Annotated in this window: 23 protein-coding genes; 16 read left to right on the top strand and 7 right to left on the bottom strand. The window is 74.9% G+C overall.

The features are described from left to right. Window positions 1–410, top strand: a 410-nt coding sequence (locus AB6N24_RS15190) for a LysM peptidoglycan-binding domain-containing protein (RefSeq protein ID WP_412870225.1), incomplete at its 5' end; no start/stop codon positions are given. Between the two features lie 49 nt (window positions 411–459). Beyond that, window positions 460–1,011 (top strand): transcriptional regulator NrdR, encoded by a 552-nt coding sequence (nrdR, locus tag AB6N24_RS15185; protein WP_412870224.1) that lies wholly within the window; start codon window positions 460–462, stop codon window positions 1,009–1,011. An 85-nt stretch (window positions 1,012–1,096) separates the two neighbouring features. Here the strand turns inward: nrdR and AB6N24_RS15180 are convergent, their stop codons facing one another. After that, window positions 1,097–2,800: an AMP-binding protein gene (locus AB6N24_RS15180; RefSeq protein WP_412870223.1), complete on the bottom strand. Its 1,704-nt coding sequence runs from the start codon at window positions 2,798–2,800 to the stop codon at window positions 1,097–1,099. 210 nt (window positions 2,801–3,010) lie between these two features. Here AB6N24_RS15180 and AB6N24_RS15175 point away from each other — a divergent pair, with 210 nt between their 5' ends. After that, a complete protein-coding gene (locus tag AB6N24_RS15175; RefSeq protein ID WP_258726748.1) occupies window positions 3,011–3,211 on the top strand; it encodes a DUF5302 domain-containing protein in 201 nt (66 codons plus the stop codon). 121 nt (window positions 3,212–3,332) lie between these two features. On the opposite strand, the gene serA is transcribed toward AB6N24_RS15175, so the two are convergent. Then, window positions 3,333–4,532 carry a phosphoglycerate dehydrogenase gene (gene serA, locus AB6N24_RS15170; protein ID WP_412870222.1) on the bottom strand — a complete coding sequence of 400 codons (1,200 nt, stop codon included), beginning with the start codon at window positions 4,530–4,532 and terminating at the stop codon, window positions 3,333–3,335. A gap of 130 nt (window positions 4,533–4,662) precedes the next feature. Between serA and AB6N24_RS15165 the strand changes: the two genes are divergently transcribed. Further along, complete coding sequence (locus AB6N24_RS15165; RefSeq protein ID WP_412870221.1) at window positions 4,663–5,532, top strand: matrixin family metalloprotease; 870 nt, start codon at window positions 4,663–4,665, stop codon at window positions 5,530–5,532. 19 nt (window positions 5,533–5,551) lie between these two features. Here AB6N24_RS15165 and AB6N24_RS15160 read toward each other — a convergent pair whose 3' ends face one another. Beyond that, complete coding sequence (locus tag AB6N24_RS15160; protein WP_412870220.1) at window positions 5,552–7,840, bottom strand: HelD family protein; 2,289 nt, start codon at window positions 7,838–7,840, stop codon at window positions 5,552–5,554. A 300-nt stretch (window positions 7,841–8,140) separates the two neighbouring features. Here AB6N24_RS15160 and AB6N24_RS15155 point away from each other — a divergent pair, with 300 nt between their 5' ends. The 6 genes from AB6N24_RS15155 to AB6N24_RS15130 all read left to right on the top strand — a co-directional run bounded on the left by AB6N24_RS15155 (window position 8,141) and on the right by AB6N24_RS15130 (window position 14,334). Beyond that, window positions 8,141–9,292, top strand: a complete 1,152-nt coding sequence (locus AB6N24_RS15155) for a PP2C family protein-serine/threonine phosphatase (RefSeq protein ID WP_412870226.1) — start codon at window positions 8,141–8,143, stop codon at window positions 9,290–9,292. Further along, complete coding sequence (locus AB6N24_RS15150) at window positions 9,289–10,863, top strand: sensor histidine kinase (RefSeq protein WP_412870219.1); 1,575 nt, start codon at window positions 9,289–9,291, stop codon at window positions 10,861–10,863. Before AB6N24_RS15155 ends, AB6N24_RS15150 begins: the two co-directional genes overlap by 4 nt. 35 nt (window positions 10,864–10,898) lie before the next feature. Then, complete coding sequence (locus tag AB6N24_RS15145; protein WP_412870218.1) at window positions 10,899–11,336, top strand: response regulator; 438 nt, start codon at window positions 10,899–10,901, stop codon at window positions 11,334–11,336. Between the two features lie 126 nt (window positions 11,337–11,462). After that, on the top strand, window positions 11,463–12,398 hold the full coding sequence (locus tag AB6N24_RS15140) for a proteasome assembly chaperone family protein (protein WP_412870217.1): 936 nt from the start codon (window positions 11,463–11,465) through the stop codon (window positions 12,396–12,398). A gap of 102 nt (window positions 12,399–12,500) precedes the next feature. Beyond that, a complete protein-coding gene (locus AB6N24_RS15135) occupies window positions 12,501–13,823 on the top strand; it encodes an MFS transporter (RefSeq protein WP_412870216.1) in 1,323 nt (440 codons plus the stop codon). Window positions 13,824–14,130: 307 nt separating this feature from the next. Next, the gene (locus tag AB6N24_RS15130) at window positions 14,131–14,334 is read left to right on the top strand and encodes a cold-shock protein (RefSeq protein WP_034629807.1); all 204 of its coding nucleotides are present in this window, start codon (window positions 14,131–14,133) and stop codon (window positions 14,332–14,334) included. Window positions 14,335–14,508: 174 nt separating this feature from the next. Here AB6N24_RS15130 and AB6N24_RS15125 read toward each other — a convergent pair whose 3' ends face one another. Beyond that, window positions 14,509–15,321 (bottom strand): spermidine synthase, encoded by an 813-nt coding sequence (locus AB6N24_RS15125; protein WP_412870215.1) that lies wholly within the window; start codon window positions 15,319–15,321, stop codon window positions 14,509–14,511. 157 nt (window positions 15,322–15,478) lie between these two features. Between AB6N24_RS15125 and AB6N24_RS15120 the strand changes: the two genes are divergently transcribed. Genes AB6N24_RS15120 through AB6N24_RS15110 form a run of 3 tightly spaced genes read left to right on the top strand, consistent with a single transcriptional unit; the run spans window position 15,479 to window position 17,622 of the window. Continuing rightward, the gene (locus AB6N24_RS15120; RefSeq protein ID WP_412870214.1) at window positions 15,479–15,934 is read left to right on the top strand and encodes an SAV_6107 family HEPN domain-containing protein; all 456 of its coding nucleotides are present in this window, start codon (window positions 15,479–15,481) and stop codon (window positions 15,932–15,934) included. After that, window positions 15,931–17,202, top strand: coding sequence for a DNA polymerase IV (gene dinB, locus AB6N24_RS15115; protein ID WP_412870213.1), 1,272 nt, complete (start codon window positions 15,931–15,933; stop codon window positions 17,200–17,202). The genes AB6N24_RS15120 and dinB overlap by 4 nt, the downstream gene beginning before the upstream one ends. Window positions 17,203–17,238: 36 nt before the next feature. Continuing rightward, complete coding sequence (locus AB6N24_RS15110) at window positions 17,239–17,622, top strand: SCO2097 family morphological protein (RefSeq protein WP_412870212.1); 384 nt, start codon at window positions 17,239–17,241, stop codon at window positions 17,620–17,622. A gap of 403 nt (window positions 17,623–18,025) precedes the next feature. On the opposite strand, the gene AB6N24_RS15105 is transcribed toward AB6N24_RS15110, so the two are convergent. Genes AB6N24_RS15105 through AB6N24_RS15095 form a run of 3 tightly spaced genes read right to left on the bottom strand, consistent with a single transcriptional unit; the run spans window position 18,026 to window position 22,559 of the window. Continuing rightward, on the bottom strand, window positions 18,026–20,305 hold the full coding sequence (locus AB6N24_RS15105; protein ID WP_412870211.1) for a transglutaminase TgpA family protein: 2,280 nt from the start codon (window positions 20,303–20,305) through the stop codon (window positions 18,026–18,028). Beyond that, window positions 20,302–21,555 carry a DUF58 domain-containing protein gene (locus tag AB6N24_RS15100; protein WP_412870210.1) on the bottom strand — a complete coding sequence of 418 codons (1,254 nt, stop codon included), beginning with the start codon at window positions 21,553–21,555 and terminating at the stop codon, window positions 20,302–20,304. The genes AB6N24_RS15105 and AB6N24_RS15100 overlap by 4 nt, the downstream gene beginning before the upstream one ends. Beyond that, on the bottom strand, window positions 21,555–22,559 hold the full coding sequence (locus AB6N24_RS15095) for an AAA family ATPase (protein ID WP_412870209.1): 1,005 nt from the start codon (window positions 22,557–22,559) through the stop codon (window positions 21,555–21,557). The genes AB6N24_RS15100 and AB6N24_RS15095 overlap by 1 nt, the downstream gene beginning before the upstream one ends. A 435-nt stretch (window positions 22,560–22,994) precedes the next feature. Between AB6N24_RS15095 and mraZ the strand changes: the two genes are divergently transcribed. The 3 genes from mraZ (at window position 22,995) to ftsL (ending at window position 25,119) form a co-directional block, all read left to right on the top strand. Next, window positions 22,995–23,471, top strand: coding sequence for a division/cell wall cluster transcriptional repressor MraZ (mraZ, locus tag AB6N24_RS15090; RefSeq protein WP_412870208.1), 477 nt, complete (start codon window positions 22,995–22,997; stop codon window positions 23,469–23,471). Between the two features lie 206 nt (window positions 23,472–23,677). Beyond that, window positions 23,678–24,700: a 16S rRNA (cytosine(1402)-N(4))-methyltransferase RsmH gene (rsmH, locus tag AB6N24_RS15085; RefSeq protein ID WP_412870207.1), complete on the top strand. Its 1,023-nt coding sequence runs from the start codon at window positions 23,678–23,680 to the stop codon at window positions 24,698–24,700. Continuing rightward, the gene (gene ftsL / locus AB6N24_RS15080; RefSeq protein ID WP_412870206.1) at window positions 24,697–25,119 is read left to right on the top strand and encodes a cell division protein FtsL; all 423 of its coding nucleotides are present in this window, start codon (window positions 24,697–24,699) and stop codon (window positions 25,117–25,119) included. Before rsmH ends, ftsL begins: the two co-directional genes overlap by 4 nt. The last annotated feature ends 35 nt before the right edge of the window (window positions 25,120–25,154 follow it).

Genomic DNA, 25,154 nt, shown 5'->3' with positions numbered 1-25,154 from the left:
GTCCGGCCCGTCCGGCGCCCGCGCGTGCCGTAGCGGGTGCTCCGTCGCGGCCCGGGACCGGCTCGCTGCGGCGCCCGGTCGCCGTCGCGCACCGCTCGACCGTGGCGTCCGCCGACGAGCGCCCGCTCCGCCTGACCAGCCGCGGCCGGCTCGTGGTCCTGCTGCTCGCTGCGCTGGTGCTCGTGGCCGGCGTGCAGGGTGGTCAGGCGCTCGCTGACGGTCCCTCGCGCGCTCTCGAGGTCACGACGTACACGGTCGCTGCCGGCGAGACCCTGTGGGAGATCGCCGCGGAGAGCGCCCGGCCCGGTGAGGACGTCCGGGACGTCGTCCTCGAGCTCCAATCGCTCAACGGGCTCGCGACGGCGGGCCTGGACGCGGGCCAGGAGCTCGTCCTCCCGGTCCAGCGCTGAGCCGCGGCGCTGTTGCGTCGTCCCAGCGCGAGCGCCTAGGTTCTCAGGCGTGCACTGCCCCTTCTGCCGACACGGGGACTCCCGTGTCGTCGACTCCCGGACCTCCGACGACGGTTCCTCGATCCGTCGTCGACGCCAGTGCCCCCAGTGCAACCGCCGCTTCACGACCGTCGAGACGGCGAGCCTCTCGGTGGTCAAGCGCTCCGGCGCCACCGAGCCGTTCAGTCGCGAGAAGGTCATCAACGGCGTCCGCAAGGCGTGCCAGGGCCGGCCGGTGAGCGAGGACGACCTCGCGCTGCTCGCCCAGCGCGTCGAGGAGACCATCCGGTCGAGCGGGAGCGCCGAGCTCGACGCCTACGAGATCGGGCTCACGATCCTCGGCCCGCTGCGCGAGCTCGACGAGGTGGCGTACCTGAGGTTCGCGAGCGTGTACCAGGCGTTCAGCTCCCTCGAGGACTTCGAGGCGGCGATCACGGTGCTCCGCGCCGACCACGAGGCGGCGCGCTCAGCGGCGTCGGACGGCGGCGGTGACGCCGGCGAGCCCGGCGCGGACCCGGAGACGACGCCGTCGGGCGCCGGGCGCTCAGGCCCATCGGCCTGACTCGCGACGCCTTCCGCACGGAGCCCGCAGGGCGAGACCGGCCGAGCTCCGCGGCGCGCGCCGGCGCTCGGGCGGCGGCGGAGCGTCAGGCCGTCGCGTCCCCGGCCAGCACGCGCTCGCGCACGACCCGGCGCAGCACCTTCCCGATCTGCGAACGCGGCAGCTCGGTCATGATGACGAGCTCGCGCGGCACGGCGTAGCGCGCGAGACGCTGCTCGCACCAGGCGCGCACGGCCGCCACGTCGACGGTCCGCGCCGGGTCGTCGAGCACGACGGCCGCGACGACCTTCTCGCCGAGGTCGCCCCCGGGGACGCCGACCACCGCGACGTCCGCGACGCCCGGCATGGTCCGGAGGTGGTCCTCGACCTGCGACGGGTACACCTTGAAGCCCCCGGCGATGATCATCTCCTTGATCCGGTCCACGAGCGTGACGACGCCGTCGTCGTCCATCGTGACGACGTCCCCGGTGCGGAGCCAGCCGCCGTCGAGGAGCTGCTCCGCCGTCTCCTCGGGGCGCTGCCAGTAGCCGGAGAAGACCTGCGGCCCGCGCACGAGCAGCTCGCCGCGCTCGCCGGCTGCGACGTCGCGCGCGGGGTCCTCGGGGTCGACGATGCGGATCTCGGTGCTCGGGAACGGCAGCCCGAGCGCGCCGGGGCGGCGGTCCGGGGTGCACGGGTTGCCGAGCGCGACCGGCGACGTCTCCGTCATGCCGTAGCCCTCGATGAGGAGCCCGCCCGTGAGTCGCTCCCACCGCTCGGCCGTCTCGGCGGGGATCGGCATCGCGCCGGCGATCGCGACCCGGATGGAGCGGAGGTCGGTGCCCCGCGCCTCGGCGGCGCGGGCCACGCGGTCGAACATCGGGGCCACACCCGGCATGAACGTCGCGGGCCGCCGGGCCTGCGCGCGCAGGACGGCGTCCGGGTCGAACGTCGGGAAGGCGACGAGGGTGGCGCCGACGCGCGTGGCGAACGCCAGGCACAGCGTCAGGCCGAACGCGTGGAAGAAGGGCAGGGCGCCGTAGATCGTCTCGGAGCCGCTGCCGAGCCCGGTCCAGACAGCGCCCTGGGCGGCGTTCGCGACGAGGTTGCGGTGGGTGAGGACGGCGCCCTTGGGGGTCCCGGTGGTGCCTCCCGTGTACTGCAGGAGCGCCACGTCCCCGGCGGCCGGGTACGGGTGGTCGGCGGCGAGCGGCTCGGCGTGCGCGAGGACGTCGTGCCAGCGCAGCGCGCCGGCGGGGACCGGTCCGCGCAGCTTCGCGCGCATCCGCCGCGCGGCGGGTACCGGCAGGGTGAGTGCGAGGCGCGAGCGCCGGGGCAGGTCGCGTGAGAGGTCGACCGCGAGCACGGTCGTGACCGCGGTGCGGGCCCGGACCTGGGCCACGCGCGCGGCCGTCTGCTCCCAGCAGATGGCGACCGTGGCGCCGGAGTCGTGCAGCTGGTGCTCGAGCTCACCCGCGGAGTACGTGGGGTTGTGCTCGACGACGACGGCGCCGAGACGTAGCACGGCCCAGAACGCGACGACGTGCGCCCGGCCGTTCGGCAGGGCGATCGCGACCCGGTCGCCGGCGCGGACGCCGAGCCCGTGCAGCGCGCCGGCGGCGCGCTCGACCTCGGAGAGGAGCTCGGCGTAGGTGGTCTCCCGTCCGAGGAAGTCGACGGCGACCCGGTCGGCGTGCTGCTCGGCGGCGCGCACGAGGCTGGCGACGAGCGGCTCGTCGGGCACCTCGATCTCCGCGGGCGTGCCGGGTGCGTAGGAGGCGAGCCAGGGCCGGTCGGACGTCGTGGTCACTACGCGAGCGTAACTTACGGAGGCGTAGGTTACCGATGAGTACGCCGGGTGGTCTTCCACGCGCGTGGGCGGCCGGGAAGTACCGCGCGAGCCCGGGGCGTCGAAACCGGTTGGCTTTGCACGTCCGACTCGGGGAGGCTGACCCTGCAGCGCAGCGACCCGCTCCGCCGGCCGGGCTTCCCGGACCCACCACGACGAGGAGGTACCGCGATGGCGGAGCACGACGAGAGCACGACCACCGAGCAGGTCGCGCAGGACGCCAAGGCGAAGTTCCGCGAGGCGCTCGACCGCAAGAAGGCCGCGGCGCAGCACCGTTCCGCGGACGGCTCGCGCAACACCGGGTCCGTGCACGGCTCCGAGACGGCCGGTCCGGTGCAGCGCCAGTTCCGGCGCAAGTCCGGCTCGGCCTGACCGCTCGGCGGTGGCCCCGCGAGGGGACGCCCGCACCACACGCACTAGGCGCCCGGACGATCGCTCGTCCGGGCGCCTCGTGGCGTTCAGGGATGCCGGCGTGGAGAGCCCGGGCCGGTGCTCAGGACAGGAGGCGCAGCCGGACCGACTCGGGTCGCGAGCGCAGCGCGTCCAGCACCGCGTCCTCGACCGGCGCGTCGGTGTCCGTGACGACGTAGCCGATCTCACCGCGCGTCGCGAGGAGCTGGCCGGCGACGTTGACGCCGTGCTCGGCGAGCGTGGCGTTCACCGCCGCGAGCACCCCGGGGACGTTGCGGTGCAGGTAGGCGAGGCGGTGCGCGCCGGGCGGCTGGTCGAGCGCCACGTTCGGGAGGTTGACGCTCAGCGTCGTCGACCCGGTCGCCAGGTAGTCGCGGACCTTGTTCGAGACGAACTGGCCGATCGCCTCCTGCGCCTCCTCGGTCGACCCGCCCGTGTGGGGCGTGAGGATCACGTTCGGCAGGCCCTGGAGCTCCGACGTGAACGGGTCGCCCTTGCGCTTGGGCTCGGTGGGGAAGACGTCGACGGCAGCGCCGGAGACGTGACCCGCGACGATCGCGTCGCGCAGGGCCGCGTAGTCGACGACGAAGCCGCGCGAGAGGTTGAGGAAGACGGAGCCGGGACGCATGCGGGCGATCTGCTTCTCGCCGAACAGGCCGGCGTTCCCGCTGCGGCCGTCGACGTGCAGGGTCACGATGTCCGCGACGTCGAGCAGCTCGTCGAGCGACTCGGCGCGGCGGGCGTTGCCGAGCGCGAGCTTCTCCGCGGTGTCGTAGAACACGACCGACATGCCGAGGTTCTCGGCGAGCACGGACAGCTGCGTGCCGATGTTGCCGTAGCCGATGATCCCCAGCGTGCGGCCGCGGATCTCGTGCGCGCCCTCGGCGCTCTTGTTCCAGATGCCCGCGTGCATCGCGGAGTTGAACTCCGTGAGCCGGCGGGTCAGCGCGATGATGTCGGCGATCGCGATCTCGACGACCGAGCGGGTGTTCGAGAACGGGGCGTTGAACGTCGCGACCCCCCGGTCCGCCGCAGCGGCCAGGTCGATCTGGTTCGTGCCGATGCAGTACGCGCCGACGGCCAGCAGGTCCGGCGCCTGGGCGAGCGCGGACTCCGTGACGTGCGTCTTGGAGCGGATCCCGAGGAGGTGGACGCCCTGGAGCGCGTCGACGAGCTCGGACTCGTCGAGCGCCCCCGTCCGCGTGGTCACGTCGAAGCCGGCGGACTCGAGGATGGTCCGGGCCTGGGGGTGGAGGTTCTCGAGGAGGAGGGCGCGTAGCACGCCCCCATGGTGCTCCCCGGGCGGGGGGCGTCCAAGCCGGTCCCGTCCCTCGGACACTTTCACCCCTGTGGGCAGCCGCTTCACCCGTGCCGTGGCACGCACCCCGCGGAGGGCTTGACAGACTCGCGGCGTGAGCCTGTCGATGTGGCGGTACCGTCGCCGCGCAGCGCGTCTCGCACGGTCCGCACGGCCCGTCGCGACGCGTCGGCGGGTGCTGCACCCCGGGTTCCTGGTCGTGCTCGTGGTGGTCCTGACGGCGCTCGCCTGGCAGCGCGGCGCGCTGGAGCCGGTCATCGGGCTCGCGCCGCCGCGCGCGATGGTGTCGGTCGAGGGGCGCCTGGTGTCCGTCCCGGCGCCCGTCGAGGGGGCCGTCCGCCCGCGACCTCCGGTGCCCGTGACGACCTCGGGCGCGTACGCGTTCCTGCACGACGGGCCGACGGGGGAGCCCGTCGGCTTCGACCCGTGCCGCCCGATCCGCTACGTCGTCCGCCCCGACGGCGCGCCCGCAGTGGGCCAGCAGCTCGTCGCCGAGTCGGTCGCCGTGATCGCCGCCGCGACCGGGCTCACGTTCGTCGACGCCGGGCTGACGTCCGAGGAGCCCGACCTCGAGCGTCCCCTCGTCCAGGCGCGCTACGGCGACGGGTGGGCCCCCGTCCTCCTCGCCTGGTCGGACGAGACGGTCTACCCCGAGCTCGCCGGCCCCACCGCGGGCCTCGGCGGCGCCTCCGTGGTGCCAGGCGCCGACGGCCGCTCGCAGTTCCTCGCCGGCGGGCGCGTGCTGCTCGACGCGCCGGACCTCTCGGCGATCCTCGTGGGCCCCGACGGGTACGCCCGGGCCCGCGCCGTGGTCGTGCACGAGCTCGCGCACGTCGTTGGGCTCGACCACGTCGACACGCCCGACGAGCTCATGGCGCCCGTGACCGGCGCGCGCACGGACCTCGGCGAGGGCGACCTCGCCGGCCTGGCACGCGTCGGTCAGGTCGCGTGCGACGGCGCCTGAGGCCCGTCGCCGCCGCGGCTCAGCCCGCGGTGCCCTCGAGGTCGTCCGCCAGGCCGCGGGGGAGCGGCGCGGCGTGCACGACGCGCAGCGCGCGCGTCGGCCGGGTCATCGCCACGTAGAGGTCGCCCGCGCTCTCGGCGAGCACGTCGGCCGGCTCGAGCAGGACGACGACGTCGAACTCGAGCCCCTTGGCCTCGCGCGGCGTGAGCAACGACAGGGGCGCGTCGAGGTCCGCCGGCGACCGGCCCTCGGACGCCCCCGGCGCGAGCCCCACCGCGTCGAGCTCCCCGTGCACGCGCGCGAGCAGCGCCGGCGGACCGAGCACCGCGACGCGCCCGCCGCCGGACGCGTCCCCGACGACGGCGAGCGCCGCACGCACCTCGTCGACGGCGGCGCGCGCGAGGTCGTCCGGCGCGACGCGCGCGACGCGCAGGGCGTCCGGGACCTCGCGGGCGGACGTGAGCGTGCTCACCGGCAGGCGCGCGGCGCGCGCCATCCGCTGGGCGGCGTCGGCGACGGCCGCGGGGGTCCGGTAGTTCACGGTGAGCTCCGACAGGCGCCAGGACGTGCGCAGGACCGGGTCCAGCATGTCCGCCCAGCTCCGCGCACCCGCGCGGGCGGTGGTCTGCGCGACGTCGCCGACGACCGTCATCGACCGGGTCGGCACGCGGCGCACGAGCATGCGCCACGCCATCGCGGACAGCTCCTGCGCCTCGTCGACCACCACGTGCCCGTACGTCCACGTCCGGTCCGCCGCTGCGCGCTCGGCGGTGGTGAGCCTCGGCCCGCTGCTCGCGAAGCGGTCCGCGAGCAGCTCCGCCGAGACGAGCCCGTCGTTGCCCGACGACTGCAGGACCCGCCGGGCGTAGTCGACCTCGGCCGAGCGGCGCGCGGCGTCCGCCCGCTCCTGGGCGCGGGCCGCCTGGTCGTCCTCGCCCAGGAGCTCGGCGGCCTCGTCGAGCAGCGGGACGTCCGCGGGGGTCCACGGCGCGTCGCGGTCCCGCAGCAGCAGGTCGCGCTCGCGCCGGGACAGCTCGGGCGCCGCAGCGGCGAGCCGCGCGGGCTTCGTCAGCAGGTCCGTCACGAGCCCCTGCGGCGTGAGCGGCATCCACGCGAGGTTCAGCGCGATGCGCACCTCGCGCGTGGTGCGCAGCTCCTCGACGATCTCGCCGCGCTCGTCGGGCGGGACCTCCCAGCCGAGCTGCTCGACGTACTGCGCGGCGAGCCGGCCGAGCATGTCGCGCACGAACGCGACCCGGGCCTGGTTGTGCGGGCGGTGGCCGCGCCGGGCCCGCGCGATGGCCGACTGCACGTCGGACGGCGTGACGACGACGGTCCGCCCGTCGACCCGGATCTCGGTCGCCTCGCGCGGGACCCGCTCGCGCTGGCGCACCGCCCGCGCGACGACCCGCGCCATGAGCGCGCGACCCTTGATCTCGGCGACCGCCTCGTCCTCGGCGCCGCCGGCGACGACCCCGGGGAACAGCTCGGAGATCGTCGTGGTGACCACGCCGGTCTCGCCGAGCGAGGGCAGCACCTGGTCGATGTAGCGCAGGAACGTCCGGCTCGGGCCGATCAGCAGCACCCCCGAGCGCTCGAGGAGCCGCCGGTGCGCGTAGAGCAGGTACGCGGCGCGGTGCAGCGCCACGGCGGTCTTGCCGGTGCCGGGGCCGCCCTGGACCACCAGCGCGCCCTGGAGGTCGGAGCGGATGATCCTGTCCTGCTCGGCCTGGATCGTCGCGACGATGTCACCCATCCGGCCCGTGCGGCCGGCGGCCAGCGCGGCGAGCAGCGCACCCTCGCCCGACAGGCCCCCGATGAGCCGTTCGCGCTGGTCCGCGTCGAGCCCGTCCGCCGAGGCGAGCACGTCGAGGTCCAGCACCTCGTCCTCGACGCCGGTCACCGCGCGGCCCCGCGTCACGAGGTGCCGGCGACGCACCACGCCGTCGGGCTGGGCGGCCGTCGCACGGTAGAAGGCCTGCGCGGCCGGCGCGCGCCAGTCGGTGAGCATCGACGCGTGCTGGTCGTCGGTCAGGCCGATCCGGCCGATGTACCGGGCGTCGCCGTCGGCCAGGTCGAGACGGCCGAACGCGAGCCGGTCCTCGACGGCCTCGAGCTGGGCCAGGCGGTCCTCGTAGAGCGTCGCGAACGCGTCGCGCTCGCTGCGGTTCTGGGGGGAGCCCGAGGGGCCACCGCGCCGCACGTCGGCGAGCCGCTCGCGCGTCTGGGCGCGCAGCGCGTCCAGGCGTCCGTAGAGGCCGTCGACCGTCTCCTGCTCACGGCGCAGCTCCGACTCGATCCCCGCCACGTGCGCTCCTGTCCACGAGGTGCCCAGGCCCGCGCGCGTGCGCGCCTGCTCCCGCCGGTTCCGGGTCGCCCGCGCGACGGCGCGAGCGGCCGTCCATTATCCGCCCCCGACGCCGGTGCCGTGCACCGCCTCCCGGCCCGCCCAGGCGCTGTTCACCCCACCCGGGTGCGCGACCGGGCCCGCCCGGCCCTAGGCTGCCCACGCCACCGCCCGACGAGAGGACCCTGCGTGACCACGCACAGCACCGGAGCGCCCGACGGTGCCCTCGTGCTCCCCGAGCTCGACGCCGGGGCCGCGGACGTGCTCGTGGGCGACGCACGGAACCCGCGCATCCGGGTCCTGCTCGTCGAGGACGACGACGGCGACGCGCTGCTCGTCGACGAGCACTTCCAGGACGCGGGGCTCGACGTCGACCTCACGTGGGTCCGCACCCTCGACGAGGCCGTCGAGCGCCTCGACGTCGACTGCGTGCTGCTCGACCTGGGCCTGCCCGACGCGATGGGCCTCGGGGCGCTCGACCGGCTGCTCGCGGCCGGCGCCCCCGCCGTGGTCGTGCTCACGGGCCTGTCGGGGACCGACGTCGGCGTTCGGGCCGTCGCCGCCGGCGCGCAGGACTACCTCGTCAAGGGCGAGGTCGACGGGGAGCTCCTCGGGCGGTCCGTGCGCTACGCCGTGCAGCGCCGCCGGCTCGAGGACACCGACCGGGCGCTGTACCGGAGCCTGGTCCGCGCCAACGAGATGACCCGCCTCGAGCGCGCCCTGCTGCCGAACCCGCTCGTGCACGACGCCCGCATCGAGGTCCAGGTGGGGTACCGCGCGGGGCGCGACGGGCTGCTCGGCGGGGACTTCTACGACGTCGTGGAGTGCACCGACGGGCGCGTGCTCGCGATCGTCGGTGACGTGTGCGGCCACGGCCCCGACGAGGCCGCGCTCGGTGCGACGCTCCGCACGGCCTGGCGGACGCTCGTGCTCGCCGACACGCCCGCGGAACGCATCCTCGGCCTGCTCGAGCGGGTCCTCGTCGCGGAGCGCTCGCGTCCCGAGGTCTTCACCACCGTCTCCATGGTCGCCGTGTCGCCCGACGGCACGTCCGCGGACCTGTACCTGGCCGGCCACCCCGTGCCGATCCTGCTCGGCCCGCCGTCCACGACCCTGCCGACCCACGCGCGCGGACGTGCGCTCGGGATCCCGGTGAGCGGCGGCTGGGACGCGTGCCACCTCGAGCTCGGCGAGTCGTGGCGGGTCATGCTCTACACCGACGGCGTGCTCGAGGCGACGGTCGACGGGGGACGGGAGCGCGTCGGGAAGACCGGGCTCATCTCCGTCCTCGACGCCGCGCTGCGGACCGGCCGGCAGGACCTCGTCGACCACGTCCTGCAGCAGGTCCGGCACATCCACGGGGGAGAGCTCGTCGACGACACCGCCGTGGTCGTCCTGGGGCGCGGCGCATGAACGCCGCCACCGGACGCGGGCCCGTGGCCGGCACGACGCTGCGCCAGCGGCTGTCGCGGACCCTGGCGCTCGCGGGCGTCCTCCTCGGCGTCGTCGTCCTCGTCTCGGGGCTCGCGGTCGAGCGCATGATCGACCGGCAGCACGACGTGACGGAGACCTACTTCCTCGCCGTGACCCGGGCGGAGGCCGCGTACACGCGCCTCGTCGACGCGGAGACCGCGGTGCGCGGCTACGCGCTCACGGGCGACGCCGTGACGCTCGAGCCGTTCGAGCGGGCGACGAGCTCGGCGACGTTCGTGGAGCTCGAGGAGGAGACCGAGCGCGACATCGTCACGCCCGAGGTCACGGGAGCGGCGAGCGCGGCGTCGCAGGCCGCGGAGCGGTGGGAGCGCGAGTTCGCCGCGCCGGCGATCGAGGCGGTCGACCTGCGCGGCACCGGAGCGGTGACCACCGAGGACATCGAGCGTGGGCGCGTGCTGTTCGAGGAGACCCGCGCCGCCGTCGAGCACTACCTCGACGTGCTGCGCGCGGAGCGTCGGGAGGCGGTCGACGAGCTCACGCTCTGGACCCGGCTGGTGGCCGGCGCGCTCGTCGTCCTGTCGCTCGCGGCCGTCGCCGTCGGGATCGCGCTCTCGGTGCTGCTGCGCCGCTGGATCGCCGCCCCGCTCGCGGCCCTCGCCGCGGACGCCCGGGCGGTGAGCTCCGGGGAGCTCGACCACCCGGTGCTCTCGACGGGTCCGGGGGAGATCGCCGACCTCGCCGCGGACGTGGAGAGCATGCGCGTCGCGCTCGTCGCGCAGCTCGGTGCGCTCCGGGCCTCGTCCGCCGAGATCGCCGCCGCGCACGAGCAGCTCACCGAGCAGGCCGAGGAGCTGCGGCGCTCCAACCGGGACCTCGAGCAGTTCGCCTACGTCGCGTCGCACGACCTGCAGGAGCCGCTGCGCAAGATCGCGAGCTTCACCCAGCTCCTGCAGAAGCGCTACGGCGGTCAGCTCGACGACCGCGCGGACCAGTACATCGGTTTCGCGGTCGACGGCGCGAAGCGCATGCAGCAGCTCATCCAGGACCTGCTCGGCTTCTCCCGCGTCGGGCGCATGGTCGGGGAGCCCGTCGACGTGGACCTCGACGAGGCGCTCGACGACGCGCTCGACAACCTCAGCGAGGCCGTGGCGGAGTCGGGCGCGGTCGTCACGCGCGACGAGCTCCCCGTCGTGCGCGGTGAGCGGGCGCTGCTCGTGCAGCTCCTGCAGAACCTCGTCGGCAACGCGATCAAGTTCCGGCGCCCGGACGAACCGCCCGTGATCCGTCTCGGGGCACGTGAGGTGGCAGAATCCTGGGAGCTCGAGTGCCGGGACAACGGGATCGGCATCGACGCGCAGTACGCGGAGCGGGTGTTCGTCATCTTCCAGCGGCTGCACGCCAAGGACGTCTACGACGGCACCGGGATCGGGCTCGCGCTGTGCAAGAAGATCGTCGAGCACCACGGCGGTCGGATCTGGATCGAGCCCCAGGACGGGGACGGCACGTCCGTGCGCTGGACGTTGCCCCGCCTCGCCCCGGCCGAGGACTGAGCGCCCGGACCCGGGCGGAACGGAACGGAGTGGCGATGTCCCCCACCAAGATCATCGACGTGCTGCTGGTCGAGGACGACCCGGGCGACGTGCTCATGACGCGCGAGGCGTTCGAGGACAACAAGGTCGCGAACCGGCTCGCGGTCGTCTCGGACGGCGTCAGCGCCCTCGCGTACCTGCGCAAGGAGGGCCAGTACGCCGACGTCCCCACGCCGGACCTGATCCTGCTCGACCTCAACCTGCCGCGCATGGACGGCCGGGAGGTGCTCCAGGCGCTCAAGCAGGACGAGGACCTCCGCTCGATCCCGGTCGTCGTGCTGACCACCTCGGAGTCCGAGGAGGACGTGCTGCGCAGCTACTCGCTGCACGCCAACGCGTACGTCACGAAGCCCGTCGACTTCGAGCGGTTCATCGACGTCGTGCGCCAGATCGACGAGTTCTTCGTCTCGGTGGTCCGTCTGCCCACGCGCTGAGGCGCGTCGGGAAGAGTGCGGCGCCCGCGGGTGTTGTGAGGGGACGACGGGCCGGACGGCACACGGCGGACCGGACCCCGCAGCACGCACGAGCACGCACGAAGCACCGACGAGAGTGAGGACCCCATGCTCGACCCGAGCGAGATCTACGGTGTCGACCCCGCGGTCGCGGCCGAGGTCGAGGCCCGGTCCGCAGGTGGGACCGGCCCTGTCCTGGTGCACGCCCTGCGCGGGTTCGTCGACGCCGGCAACGCGGGCCAGCTCGCCGCCGGCCACCTGACCGACGAGCTCTCGTCGACCCGCCTGGCGACGTTCGACGTCGACCAGCTGCTCGACTACCGGTCGCGGCGGCCCACGATGACCTTCGACTCCACGACGTGGAGCCACTACGCGGAGCCGGAGCTGGTCGTCGACCTCGTGCGCGACAGCGCGGGCGTCCCGTTCCTGCTCATGCACGGCGTCGAGCCGGACGTGCAGTGGGAGCGGTTCGCCGCCGCGGTGCGCCAGCTCGTCGAGCGCTTCGACGTCCCGCTCACCGTCGGGGTGCACGGCATCCCGATGGGCATCCCGCACACGCGTCCGCTGTCGGTGACCGCGCACGGCACCCGACCCGAGCTCGTGGCGGACCACCCGTCGTGGTTCGGGACCGTCCAGGTCCCGGCGAGCGCGAGCGCGCTGCTCGAGATGCGTCTCGGGGAGTCGGGTCACGACGCGATGGGCTTCGCCGTGCACGTGCCGCACTACCTCGCGCAGTCGGCGTTCCCGCAGGCCAGCATCGCGGCGCTGCAGAACGTCGAGCGCGCGACCGGGCTCGAGCTCAAGGTCGGCGCGCTGACGGCGACCGCCGAGGAGACGAGCGAGGAGATCGACCGTCAGGTCAGCGGCTCGGAGGAGGTGGCCGCCGTCGTGCACGCGCTCGAGGAGCAGTACGACGCGTTCGCGCGCAACCTCGGGCGCACGGGCCTGCTCGCGGAGACGACCCAGCTGCCCACGGCGGACGAGCTCGGCGCGGAGTTCGAGCGGTTCCTGGCCGAGAACAGCGAGGACGGCCAGGGCGCCTGAGCCCCTGAGCGGGCCCCGCCGTCGACCACGCGCCGGCGCGGGGCTCGCCCGTCTGCGGTCGGTGCCGCGGTGGACGCCCGCGGCGGTGGAGGATGGACTCCCGTGAGCACCTCCCTCCCGCCCTCGTCGCGCGCCCTGCTCGTCTGGGGTGTCGCGGTCGTGGCGTACGTGGTCGCGGTGCTCAACCGCTCGTCGCTCGGCGTCGCCGGGCTCGAGACCGCCGCTCGCTTCGACGTGGGCGCGTCGCTGCTCGCGACCTTCGCCGTCGCGCAGCTCGTCGTCTACGCCGGGCTGCAGATCCCCGTCGGCGTCCTGCTCGACCGGCTCGGCCCGCGCCTGCTGATCGCGGGCGGCGCGGTGCTCATGGGCGCCGGGCAGCTCGTGCTCGCGGTCGCGACCGAGGTGCCCGGCGCGCTGCTCGGCCGTGTGCTGGTCGGCGCGGGCGACGCCATGACGTTCGTCTCGGTGATCCGGCTGATCCCCGCGTGGTTCCCCGTCCGGCGCGTCCCGCTGCTCACGCAGGTCACCGGTGCGGTCGGCCAGCTCGGGCAGATCCTGTCCGCGGTCCCGCTCGTGCTCGTGCTGCACGGGCGCGGCTGGAGCGCGGCGTTCGGCAGCCTCGCGGTGCTGAGCCTCGCGACGGCGCTGCTCGTGGCCTCGCTCGTGCGCGACTCGCCGGACGACTCCGGCCGGAGCGCGCGCACGTGGCGTCGTCGTCCCGGCGGTCCGGGTGAGCGCACCGCCGACGAGGTGCTCCGGACGCGGGCGGCCCGGGCGGCGGACGGCGGTGCCCTGCGCGCCGTCGTGCGCGAGCCCGGCGTGTGGCTCGGGTTCTGGGCGCACTTCCTCACCCCGTTCAGCTCGCAGGTCGTGGTGCTCCTGTGGGGGTTCTCGTTCTTCGTCGAGGCGCAGGGCCGCACGACCGGTGAGGCGAGCGTGCTGCTCAGCGTCAACGTCGTCGCCGCGATCGTCTCTGGTCCGCTGCTCGGGGAGCTCGCCGCGCGCCGACCCGGTCGCCGCACGCGTGCCGTCCTCGTCATCGCGGTCGCCGTCGCGGTCGCGTGGGTCGCGGTCCTCGCGCCGCCCGGACCTCGGGGCCTCGGCGTGCTCGTGGTCTTCTCCGTGGTCGTCGCGGTCGGTGGCCCCGCCTCGCTCATCGGCTTCGACCTCGCGCGCAGCTGCGTCGCCCCGGCGCGGCTCGGCACGGCGACGGGCCTCGTCAACACCGGTGGTTTCGTCGCGGCGCTCACGTCGATGCTCGCGATCGGTGTGGCGCTCGACGTGCTCGCCCCGGCCGGTGACCGCGGCATCGACGCGTACCGCGCGGCCTTCGCGCTGATGGCGGTCCCGTGGGTGCTGGGCGTGGCCGGGGTGCTCGTGAGCCGCAGGCGGACCCGCGCCGCGCACCCCGGGATCGCGCTCTGACGTCGTGCGAGCGGCCCTCCGCGGCGTGCACCGGCGCATGGCACGGCCCGCACCGGGTCGTGACCGGATCGTTGCGCGACCTGTCCCTTTTCCGGCGATGAACGATGGCGCTGGAAAGAGGGTGCGTGAGAGTATCGGGGGCGTTGCAGTGACGTACTGACGCTTGACCGGCGCCCCCGCAGGGATGTGGAGGCACCGCCAGCCCGAGTGGCTGGTCCATCCGGTGCAGGACGTGGGACAAGGCATTGCGGCACGGCCTGAGCGCACGGCTCAGGGTCGTCACCGGTTGGAACAGAAGGACGAGAACATGGCACAGGGTGCTGTCAAGTGGTTCAACGCTGAGAAGGGCTACGGGTTCATCGCCCAGGACGGCGGCGGCGCCGACGTCTTCGTCCACTACTCGGCCATCGACACGCAGGGCTACCGCTCCCTCGAGGAGGGTCAGCGCGTGGAGTTCGAGATCACGCAGGGTCCGAAGGGCCCGCAGGCGGAGCAGGTCCGCCCGCTCTGATCACCCACGTGCGGCGCCGTCGCTGACGACCCGCCGTCCGTGGACGAGGCCGTCTCCCTCCGGGGAGGCGGCCTCGTCGTCGTCCGGGGGTGCGCCGGTCCGGGGACGTCGTGCGGTCGGCGTCCGGGCGTGCCGCATGCGCCGGCGCGGCGCCCCGGCGAGCTGCCGGCCGGCTCAGCCGTCCCCGTCGTCGTCGGCGAGCAGCGGTGCGGCGTCGAGGAGCGGACGGGCCGAGCCGACGAACGCCGCGAGCTCGGCGCCGCGGAGCAGTCGCGACGGCGTCGGGAGGGAGCGCAGCGTGCGCTCGAGCGCGGCGGAGTCGAGCAGGTCCGGGTCGCGCGTCCCCGCGAGCACGAGGTTGCCGTAGCGGCGTCCCCGGAGCTGACCCGGCTCCGCGACCACCGCCACGTACGGGAGCGCGGCCGCGAGCGTCGCCGCCTCGGCGCGCACGAGCGCGAGCGGCGGGCGGTCGGCGCAGTTCGCGAGGTACAGGCCCCCGTCGCGCAGCACACGGTCGACGTCGGCGGTGAACTCGAGGGTCGTCACGTGCTCGGGCGTGCGGTCGCCCGCGAACACGTCACGGACGACCACGTCGACGCTCGACGAGGCGAGCGTGGCCAGCTCGGCGCGCGCGTCGCCCGCCCGGATCCGCAGCGCCGGGGCACGGGGGAGGTCGAACCACTCGCGCACGAGCTCCGGCAGCGCGGCGTCGAGCTCGACCGCGACCTGCCGCGAGCCCGGCCGGGTCGCGTGCACGTACCGCGCGAGCGCGCACCCGCCCGCGCCGAGGTGCACGACCGTCAGCGGGTCCCGCGCGGCGCCGAGCCGGTCGAGCAGCGCCGCCATCTGCTGCATGTACTCGAAGTCGAGCCGGGTGGGGTCCGCGAGGTCGAGGTGGCTGCTGGGCACGCCGTTGACGAGGAGCGTCACGCCGTCGGGGTCGTCGGGCGTGCGCACCACCTCGACCGTGCCCGTGGGTACCCGCACGGGGCCGTCCGGCCAGCGCGGTGATGTGGGTGGTCGGTGAGAGGCTGACGTTCGTCGTCCTGATCGGTCACGTGCGGCCACACGTCCACCGTAAGGGTTGACCGGTTCGAACACGTGTTCGATACTGAGACGTCGGCAGTCGGAGGAGGTGGCGGCAGTGGCACACGAGCACCGGGCGGTGAGCGCGGGTCTTCCGCCGCGCGCCGCGAGCCTGGTCCAGCGGGCGGAGGCCGAGCTCGTCGCGGCACAGTTCTCGCCCGAGCCCTGGGAGCGGTTCTCGCACGCGCACCTCGCCGCTCTGCGCGCGGGTGCGGCGGTGGTCGCGGAACGGGGCAAGCCGGGGGGTCGGCGAGCGCCGCGCACGGTGTGGGAGATGCTCGACGCGGTCGCGCCCGAGCTGAGCCGGTGGAGCGGGTACTTCGCCGGCGGCGCCGGCCTCCGCGCCGCGATCGAGGCCGGCCGCTTCGAGACGGTGTCGGCGGAGCGCGCGGAGCAGGTGCTCTGCGCCGCGGAGGACTTCCTCGACGAGGTCCGCTCGTTGCTCGAGGCGAGCGCGGACCACCTCGCCCCTGTGCCCGAGCGCCCGCGGCTGGTCGCCGCGCGGGCGTCGTGAGCCGCGCGCCACGCTCACCGTCGCTCCGTCGGGACTGGGGTTCGGAGGAGGACGGCTGCTCGATCCTGCACGTCGACATGGACGCGTTCTTCGCCTCGGTCGAGCTCGCGCGGCGGCCGCAGCTGCGAGGGCTGCCCGTCATCGTCGGCGGCGCCGAGCGCTCGGTCGTGCTCGCGGCGACCTACGAGGCGCGCGCGTTCGGCGTGCACTCGGCGATGCCCATGGCGGTCGCCCGACGGATGTGTCCGCAGGCCGTCGTCGTGGCGCCCGACCAGGAGGCGTACCGCGCCGTCTCGACGTCCGTCATGGAGGTCCTGCGGGACGTCACGACGCTCGTCGAGCAGGTCAGCGTCGACGAGGCGTTCCTGGACGTCGCCGGCGCACGCCGCCGGCTCGGGCCGCCCACACGGATCGCTGCCCTCATCCGCGAGCAGGTCCACCGCCGTCACGGCATCACGTGCTCGGTCGGCATCGCGAGCACCAAGTTCGTCGCGAAGCTCGCGTCGGGTCACGCGAAGCCGGACGGCGTCCTCCTGATCCCGAAGGCCGCGACGGTCGAGTTCCTCCGTGCCCTGCCGGTCGGTGCGCTGTGGGGCGTGGGGGAGCGCACGGAGTCCGCGCTCGCGCGCTGGGGTATCCGGACCGTCGCCGAGCTGGCGGACAGCGACGTCGCCACGATCCAGCGCGCGGTCGGCCGGGTCGCCGGGGCCCACCTCTACGACCTCGCCTGGGGCCGTGACCCGCGGCCCGTCCAGCCCGGGCGCGACGAGAAGAGCATCGGCGCCGAGGTGACGTTCCCGTCGGACGTCGCCGACCTCGGGGTCGTCCAGACGCAGGCGCTCGACCTCGCCGACCGGTGCGCCGCGCGCCTGCGGCACCAGAACCTGCTCGCGCGCACGGTCACGGTGAAGGTGCGCACGTCCGACTTCCGGACCCTGACACGGTCCCGCACGCTGCCGACCCCGACGGACGTGGGCCGCGAGCTGTACCTCGTGGCGCGGGAGCTGCTCGCCGGGGTGGACCTCGGCGGGCTGCCGGTACGGCTCGTCGGCGTGCGAGTGGAGGGCCTCAGCCCCGCGGCATCGACGGTCCGTCAGCCGACGCTCGAGGAGGCCGTGGGTGAAATCGGCCAGGGCCGCCGGGAGGCAGAACGCGTGATGGACCACGTGCGCGAGCGATTCGGGGCCGCGGCGATCCGCCCGGCGTCCTCCGGGGGAGTTGTCGGACGCCGTTCGACTACCGAGATCGGCCGCGGGGACCTATCCTGAGGTGAATAGAACCTCGACGGAAGTACGGGGGTAGTAATGCCTCTGTCCGAGTACGAGCAGCGCGTACTGGAGCAGATGGAGCGGCAGCTCACGTCTGACGACCCTAGGCTCGCGAACACGTTGACCGCGCGTGGGCGAAAGCCCATGAGCAGGTACGTGCTCGCCGGTGCCGGGGCGGTCGTCGGACTGCTGTTGCTCGTCGCCGGCGCAGCCGCGTCCCTGGCTTGGCTCGGCGTGATCGGCTTCGTCGTCATGTTCGCCGCCGTGGCGTTCGCGTTCGCGAGCCCGCGCCAGTCGGGGCCGGCCGGTGTCGTCCGCCCGGACGGGCGCGTCTCCCCACCGCGCAAGAAGCGTCAGGGCGGTCTGATGAAGCGTCTCGACGAGCGGTGGCAGCACCGCCGCGACGAGGGCGGTCGCTGACCCGACTCGCACCTGCTGGATGGCGTCGACGGCGACGGCGTCCGAGCTGTGCGGCTGGGGCAGGATGCGCTCAGGCGCGCCCGAGCGTGCGGCCGTCGCCGGCGGACGGCGCACGACCACGTCGTACGCTGACGTGATGGCGGGCCGGGCCCGGGAGCGACCGCCCGCAGATCAGGCGCGACGCGCCGCGCCTGGCATTCAGTTCCGCCCGGTGCGCGTTCGTGAGGGACCCCCGAGCTCGCCCGGCGCGCAGCGGTTCCTGAGGTTGCGCCCGCCCGGCGCGCAGCGGTGCCTGAGGCCGAGCCCTGCCGGCAGCGGTGCCTGAGGCCGAGCCCCGCCCGGTGCGCAGCGGCGCCGGAACCCCCGCCGCCCCCGACGCACCGTGGTGCCGGCGCGGACGGGGTCAGGCGTCCCGGTCCGCCGCCGTGGCCGCCATCGCCTCCGTGCGCTTCTCGCCCGGCGACAGCACCCCGCCGAGCACCTGCGCGACCCACGTCTCGAGCTCGTCGGCGGAGACCTCGACGGGGGTCGGCGCGTACCGCTCCGACTCGACGGCCCGGGCGAGCGAGCGCAACGCCGCCTCCGCCTCGGCGTCGAGCGCCGCCCCGTGCGCCTCGGCCACGCGGGTGCGCACGACGTCGACGGCCTGGCGAGGCGTGGTGGCCGACGACCACCCGGCCCCGGCCGGCTCGAGCCGGACCCGCAGGCGTTCCCACGCCTGCTCGGGGTCGAGCTCGGCTGCCCGGGCGGCGCGCCGGCGCCGCAGGACGACGGCGACGGCGGTGGCCGAGGTCAGGAGCAGGACGGCGCCGGCGGCGACGATCGCGAGCGGGAAGCCCTCGTCCTCCGGGGTCGCGCCCGGTGCGGTCGTCGTCCCGGGGACCGGTGCCTGGCTTGCCGCCCCCGTCGGGACGGCCGGCACCTCGCGCTCCTCCGCCGTCCCGGTGAGCAGCGCGAGCGGGTCGCTCCACCGGGGCGGGAGGCCGGTCTGCACGGCGGGGGTCGGCTCGAAGCGCACCCAGCCGGCACCGGCGAAGTACAGCTCGGGCCAGGCGTGGGACTGCCGCCCGGTGACGACGTACTCGCGGTCGCGGTTGGGCACGCCGGGCAGGAACCCGACGCCGATGCGAGCGGGGATGCCGAGCAGCCGGGCCATCATCGTCATGCTCGTCGCGAACTGCACGCAGTAGCCCTGGCGGCTCTCGAGGAAGTCCCAGACGGCGTCGTCGGTGCGGGCGGGCGGCACGCGCGTGTCGTACGTGAAGTTCTGGGTGTCCCGGAAGTAGGACTGCAGGGCGAGCGCCTGCTCGTAGGTGCCGTCGGCCTCGGCGGTGATCTCGGTGGCCAGCGCGCGGATGTCGGCGGTGTGGTCGGTCTCCGGGACCCGGGTGTACGCCTCGGTGTCGGCGGGCGCGCCCTCGCCCTGCTCGCGGAGAGAGTCCGCGGTGATCTCGGGGACCTGCACCGTCATGGTGTAGCCCGTGCCCTGCTGCGTGCTGCGGCTGCCGACGACCTCGTCCTGCTCGGGGTCGTAGGACCACGCGCCGTCGATCGTGACGGTGCGGGGGAAGGTGCTGACCGGCAGGCGCTGCTCGCGCAGTCCCTCGACGAGCACCTCGACCCGGGCGAGGGTGCCGCCGGTCGGGTCCGGCTCCGTCCCGGCGAGCCCGGGGTCGGACGTCAGGAGCCGGTCCGGCTCCCAGCTCGCGAGCTCGCCCGTCTCGGTCCGCTGCCAGCTCCGCCCGTCGAAGTCCCGCAGCGTGAACGCGCGCAGCGGTCCGATCAGGCGCGCGTCGGTCGGCGGGGTCAGGTCGCTCGCGGTCGGCTGCGGTTCGGTCTCCGTGCTCCCGTCGGGGGAGGCGACGGTGTACCGCAGGACGACCTGGCCGGAGCGGGCGCCGAGGCTCTCGCGCAGGTCGAGGTCGTCGCTCAGCCGCAGCGGCCCCACGGGACCCGAGCCGAGCTGGGGGAGGTCGAGCGAGGCCCACCCCGGTGCGGCCGCGACGAGGGGGCCGGCGACGAGCGTGAGGACGACGATCGCGGCCGCACCGGCGAGCGCCTCGACGGTGCGCCGTGGCCCCTGCTCGGAGGACGCGGGCGGTGCGACGCTGAGGGCGAGGAGCAGGAGGAAGGCCATCCCGGCCCAGAACAGTGCCCAGCCGGACGCGGGGAACCCGAGGACGACCGTGGGGATCCACAGGAAGCCGAGGACGAGACCCGACCACGCCGGGGCGCCGAGCCCGATCGCGAGCGCGTCGGCGAGGAGGAACGCCGACGCGGCACCGACGACGACCAGCAGCTCGACGGGGCGGCTCGCGACCATCGGCACCAGCGCGGCGTTGATCAGCGCGACGGCCTCGCGCGCGGCGGCCAGCAGGCGCTCGACCGACCCGGTGTCGGGGACGACCTGGACCCTGCCCGGCGGGCCGCCGTAGACGACGAGCACCCCGAGCACGAGCAGCACGAGGCCGGTGAGCGAGGGGGCCCACCACGAGCGGGTCACGTGCCGGACCCCGGCGGTCACGCATGCGAGGAGCAGGACGGTGACGACCGCGGCCGTCGTCCAGCGGCCCGGCGCCAGGAGGCCGGACAGCGCGAGCAGGCTCCCGCACGTCGCGACGGCGACGAGGGCCGAGCCCAGGACGGACCGGATCCCGCGCGGCAGCATCCCGACCCCGGTCATCGTGCCGACCCGAGGAGCCGCAGCCAGCACTCGCCGATGTCCTCGCCCGGGGTCACCGGGCACGCCCGCCACCCGGCCCGCCGGAGGGCGCGCACGGTGTGCTCGACCTCCCGCTCCTGCGTCGCCGACCCGTCCGCGGTACGCACCATCGCCCATCCCTGTGCCGTGTCGGTGAGGCTCGCGAGCGCCGCCCGGGAGCGTGCGGTCAGCGGTCCCAGGACCGCGAGGACGACCTCGCCGCCCGCGTCCGTCGTCTGCAGCAGCCGCGCCGCCGCGAGGAGGTCGGCCTCGGCCGCGGCGGGCGACTCGGCGACCGCGAGGTCGATCGTGCGGTCGAGCAGCTCGGCGCGGGCGTTCCCGGAGGCGCGGCCCTGCACGTGCCGGGCCGTGCGCTGACCGTCCTGGCCGAGGGGGCCGCCGACGAGCCGCACCGGGTGCCCGGCGTCGAGCATCGCGAGCGCGACCGAGGCCGCGAGCGAGATGCTCCACTCGAGCGCGACGGCACGCGTCGGCGGGTCCAGCAGGACGCTCACGGGGCGCATGCCGGCACGCTCGTCCGACCGGACCATGAGCTCGCCGCGGCGCGCGCTGCTGCGCCAGTGCACACGGCGCAGGTCGTCGCCGAGGCGGTAGTCACGCAGGGCGGCGTCGTCGGTCGACGGCGAGCGGGCGCCGAGCGCGACGCGGTCCGGCTCGCCCGCGAGGACCTCGCGCGGCACGGGGAGCGCCGTGACCGCGGGCCACACGGCGACGTCGGCGTGCTCCCCGAGGGACGTCGTCGCGCGCGCCACGCCGAACGGGTCGGTGCGCGTCACCACGAGCGGTCCGAGCGCCCAGCGGCCCCGCCGTGCGGCGACGACCGGGTACGCGAGCGCGACGCGGTGCGGTGCCCGGCTCACGTGCGCCCGCAGCGGCCGCCCGCCCGAGAGCTCCGCGGACGCCTGCTCCCCGAGCCGCAGCCCCGCGAGGCGGGCGCGGCCGGCCGTGTCCGCGGCGAACACCGCGACCTCGACCTCGGCGCGCTGGCCCGCGTGCACGGGGTTCGGGCTCACGGTGCGGTGGACCTGGAGGCGGTGGCGGCCGCGCGCCGGGTCGAGCACGCCGACGCCGACGAGCGCCGCGACGACGAGGAGCAGGACGAGGGTGCCGATCCGCACGAGGTCCACCGCGCCGATCACGACGCCGACCACCGTCGCGGCCACGCCGGCCGCGGCGAGCCCGACGCCGCGCACGGTCAGGCGGACGCGCATCAGCCCGTCGCCCGCCGCTCGCGCGGGATGCCCGTGCCGCTCGTGGGCAGCGGGATGCGGTCGACGATCTCCCGGACGGTGTCGCTCGTCGTGCGGCCGGAGAGGCGCGACTCGGTGCTCGGCAGCAGGCGGTGGGCCAGGACCGGCTCGGCGAGCTGCTGCACGTCGTCCGGGAGCACGTGGTCGCGGCCGGACATCGCGGCGAGGGCCTTCGCGGCGCGCAGCAGCTGGATCGCGGCACGCGGCGAGGCGCCCAGGCGGAGCGCGTGGTCCTCGCGGGTGGCCGTGACGAGCTCGACGATGTAGCGCTTGACCGACGGGGCGGCGTACAGCCGGCGGGCGGTCGCGATGAGCCGGGCGACCTGCTCCGCGTCGGTCACGGGCCGCATCCCGTCGAGCGGGTCGGACGTCTCCTGGAGGTCGAGCATGTCGAGCTCGGACTCGACGCTCGGGTAGCCGACGGTGAGCCGGGCCATGAACCGGTCCCGCTGCGCCTCGGGCAGCGGGTAGGTGCCCTCCATCTCGACGGGGTTCTGCGTCGCGACCACGAGGAACGGGCGCGGCAGGGGGTAGGTCTGCCCGTCGACCGTGGCCTGGGCCTCCTGCATGCACTCGAGCAGCGCCGACTGGGTCTTGGGGGAGGCCCGGTTGATCTCGTCGCCGATGACGACGTGCGCGAACAGCGGGCCCGGGCGGAACTCGAACTCGTGCGTCTGGCTCCGGAAGATGTTCACGCCCGTGAGGTCGCTCGGCAGCAGGTCGGGCGTGAACTGGATGCGGCCGACCGAGCAGTCGATGGTCCGGGCGAGCGCCTTCGCGAGCGTCGTCTTGCCGACGCCCGGGACGTCCTCGAGCAGGAGGTGCCCCTCGGCGAGCAGGACGGCGACCGTCGTGCGCACGAGCTCCGAGCGGCCGGTGACGACCTGCTCGATCCCGTCGCGCATCCGGTTGGTGGTCTGCACGAGCGTGTGGAGCTCGGCTGTCGTGGGGACGGCCTGCAGCATTGTCGACTCCTTCGGCGGGCTAGGACGAGCGTACGGGGCCGGACGGGTTGCACGTGCTCCGTACGGGTGAACTGACGCGGAGGCGTCGCGGCGGCCGTGCCCGCCTCCCCACTTCCCTCCACGTCGAGCCGCACGGCCTCCCCGGACACGCCCGTGCTGTCCGGTTCGGGACGGTTCGAACGGGTCGAACCGGACCAAATGGTGCGACGAACGCGACCTCGCCGGCAACGCGCGCGACACGGCGCCGCGTTCGTCCTCCACTCTCCTCCACCGGCCCTGACCTGCGGATCTATCGTGAAGACGGGGTGAAACGCCGATCATTCCCGTTGCGGGTGGAGGGAAGTGGAGTAGCGTGGAGCCACTTGGTGAGCACTGGATGAGAGTTCTTCACGAGACCCGGGACGCGAGTGATGACGACGAGCAGAGGGGGCCGCCGTGAGCAGCGAGTCGAGCCTCAGTGGCTTCGGCTCGCACGCGCCGTTCCTCGGGACGTACACCCCCCGTTTGGACGACAAGGGGCGGCTGATCCTGCCCGCGAAGTTCCGGTCGCAGCTGGCGCCCGGGCTGGTCATGACGCGCGGCCAGGAACGCTGCCTGTTCCTGCTCCCGATGGACGAGTTCCGTCGGATGCACGAGCAGATCCGGCAGGCGCCCGTGACGAGCAAGCAGGCGCGGGACTACCTGCGCGTGTTCCTGTCCGGCGCGAGCGACGAGATGCCGGACAAGCAGGGACGCATCTCGATCCCGCCCATGCTCCGCACCTACGCGGGGCTGGACCGGGAGGTCGCGGTGATCGGCGCGGGGACCCGCGTCGAGATCTGGGACCTCGCGGCGTGGGAGACGTACCTCGCCGAGCAGGAGGCCGGCTACGCCGAGACGGCGGAGGAGGTCTTCCCGCACGGTCCCTTCTGATTCACGACTGACGCGCACCCGCACGAGCAGGACCGCACGACCAGGCCGCGAGGCCGCCCGGTGAGATCTCCTCCCGTCCGTTCTGACGCACTTCCCCGGCGTCAGAGGGCCGGTGGGGGATCTGGTCGGACGGCGGAGGGGCCGTTCGACCACACACGACGCGGCGTCACGAGGAGCCGCTCCGCACGAGTGCGAGAGGAGGGGTGATGACCGCGGACGACGAGCAGCAGGCGGTCGACGCTGCGACGCGGCACACCCCGGTCCTCCTCGACCGGTGCGTCGAGCTGCTCGCCCCGGCGCTCGACGGCCCCGGCGCCGTGCTCGTCGACGCGACGCTCGGCATGGGCGGCCACACCGAGGGCGTCCTGCGCGCGCTGCCGCACGCGAGGGTCGTCGGGCTCGACCGCGACCCGCAGGCGCTCGCGCTCGCGGGGCGGCGCCTCGAGGCGTTCGGCGACCGGTTCACGGGCGTGCACGCGGTGTACGACGAGATGCCCGACGTGCTGCGCCGGCTCGGGCTCGCCTCCGTCCAGGGCGTCCTCATGGACCTCGGGGTGTCCTCGCTGCAGCTCGACGAGACGTCCCGCGGCTTCTCCTACTCCCAGGACGCGCCGCTCGACATGCGCATGGACGCCACGACGGGCATCACGGCGGCCGACGTCCTGAACACCTACGACGAGAAGGCGATCGCGCGGGTCCTGCGCGTGTACGGCGAGGAGCGCTTCGCGGGCCGGATCGCACGCGAGGTCGTGCGCCGTCGCGCCGAGGTGCCGCTGACCCGGACCGGCGAGCTCGTCGACGTCCTGCGTGCGGCGATCCCGGCGGCAGGGCGCAAGACGGGGGGCAACCCCGCCAAGCGCACGTTCCAGGCCCTGCGCATCGAGGTGAACGGCGAGCTCGAGGTGCTCGAGCGCGCGCTGCCCGCCGCGGTCGAGTGCCTGTCCGTCGGCGGGCGCATCGTCGTCGAGGCGTACCACTCGCTCGAGGACCGCCTCGTCAAGCGCGCCCTCGCCGTCGGCGCGACGTCGAGCGCACCCCCCGGACTGCCCGTCGAGCCCGAGACCCACCAGCCGTACCTCCGGCTGCTCACGCGAGGCGCCGAGGAGGCGGACGAGACCGAGCGCGAGCGCAACCCGCGCTCGCAGTCCGTCCGCCTTCGCGCCGCCGAGCGACTTCGCCCCACCCCGCACCACCTGCGCGCCACCACCGCGCCGAGGAGATCCGCATGAGTGCTCAGTCCGCCGTCCGCGTCGCCCCTGCCCGTGCACCCCGCCCGAGCTCTCCGCAGGCGGCCCCGCAGACGACGCCGCGGCTGCTCCTGGTCCGGGCCCCGGCCCAGACCCGCACGCGCGTGCCGTTCGTGCTGGTGTGCATGGCGATCCTCGGCGGTGCGCTGCTGGCCGCGCTGCTGCTGAACACGACCATGGCGAGCGGGGCGTACGAGAAGCACGACCTCGACCGCGAGCTCGCGCGCCTGTCGGTGCAGGAGCAGGACCTCGCCGCCGAGCTCGACCGGCGCAGCTCGCCGAGCGAGCTCGCCGCCGCGGCGCGTGCGCTCGGCATGGTGCGGGCGACGAGCCCGGCGTGGCTGCAGCTGTCCGACGGCTCGGTGCTCGGCGCCCCGACCCCGGCCGGAGCGGCCGGATGACCGGCCGGGCCCCGGTGCGCGCGACGGCGCCGGCG

Origin of the sequence: Cellulomonas jepli, assembly GCF_047229345.1 — a bacterium.
GTDB lineage: Bacteria > Actinomycetota > Actinomycetes > Actinomycetales > Cellulomonadaceae > Cellulomonas_A.
This window is presented reverse-complemented; position numbering and strand designations above follow the sequence as displayed.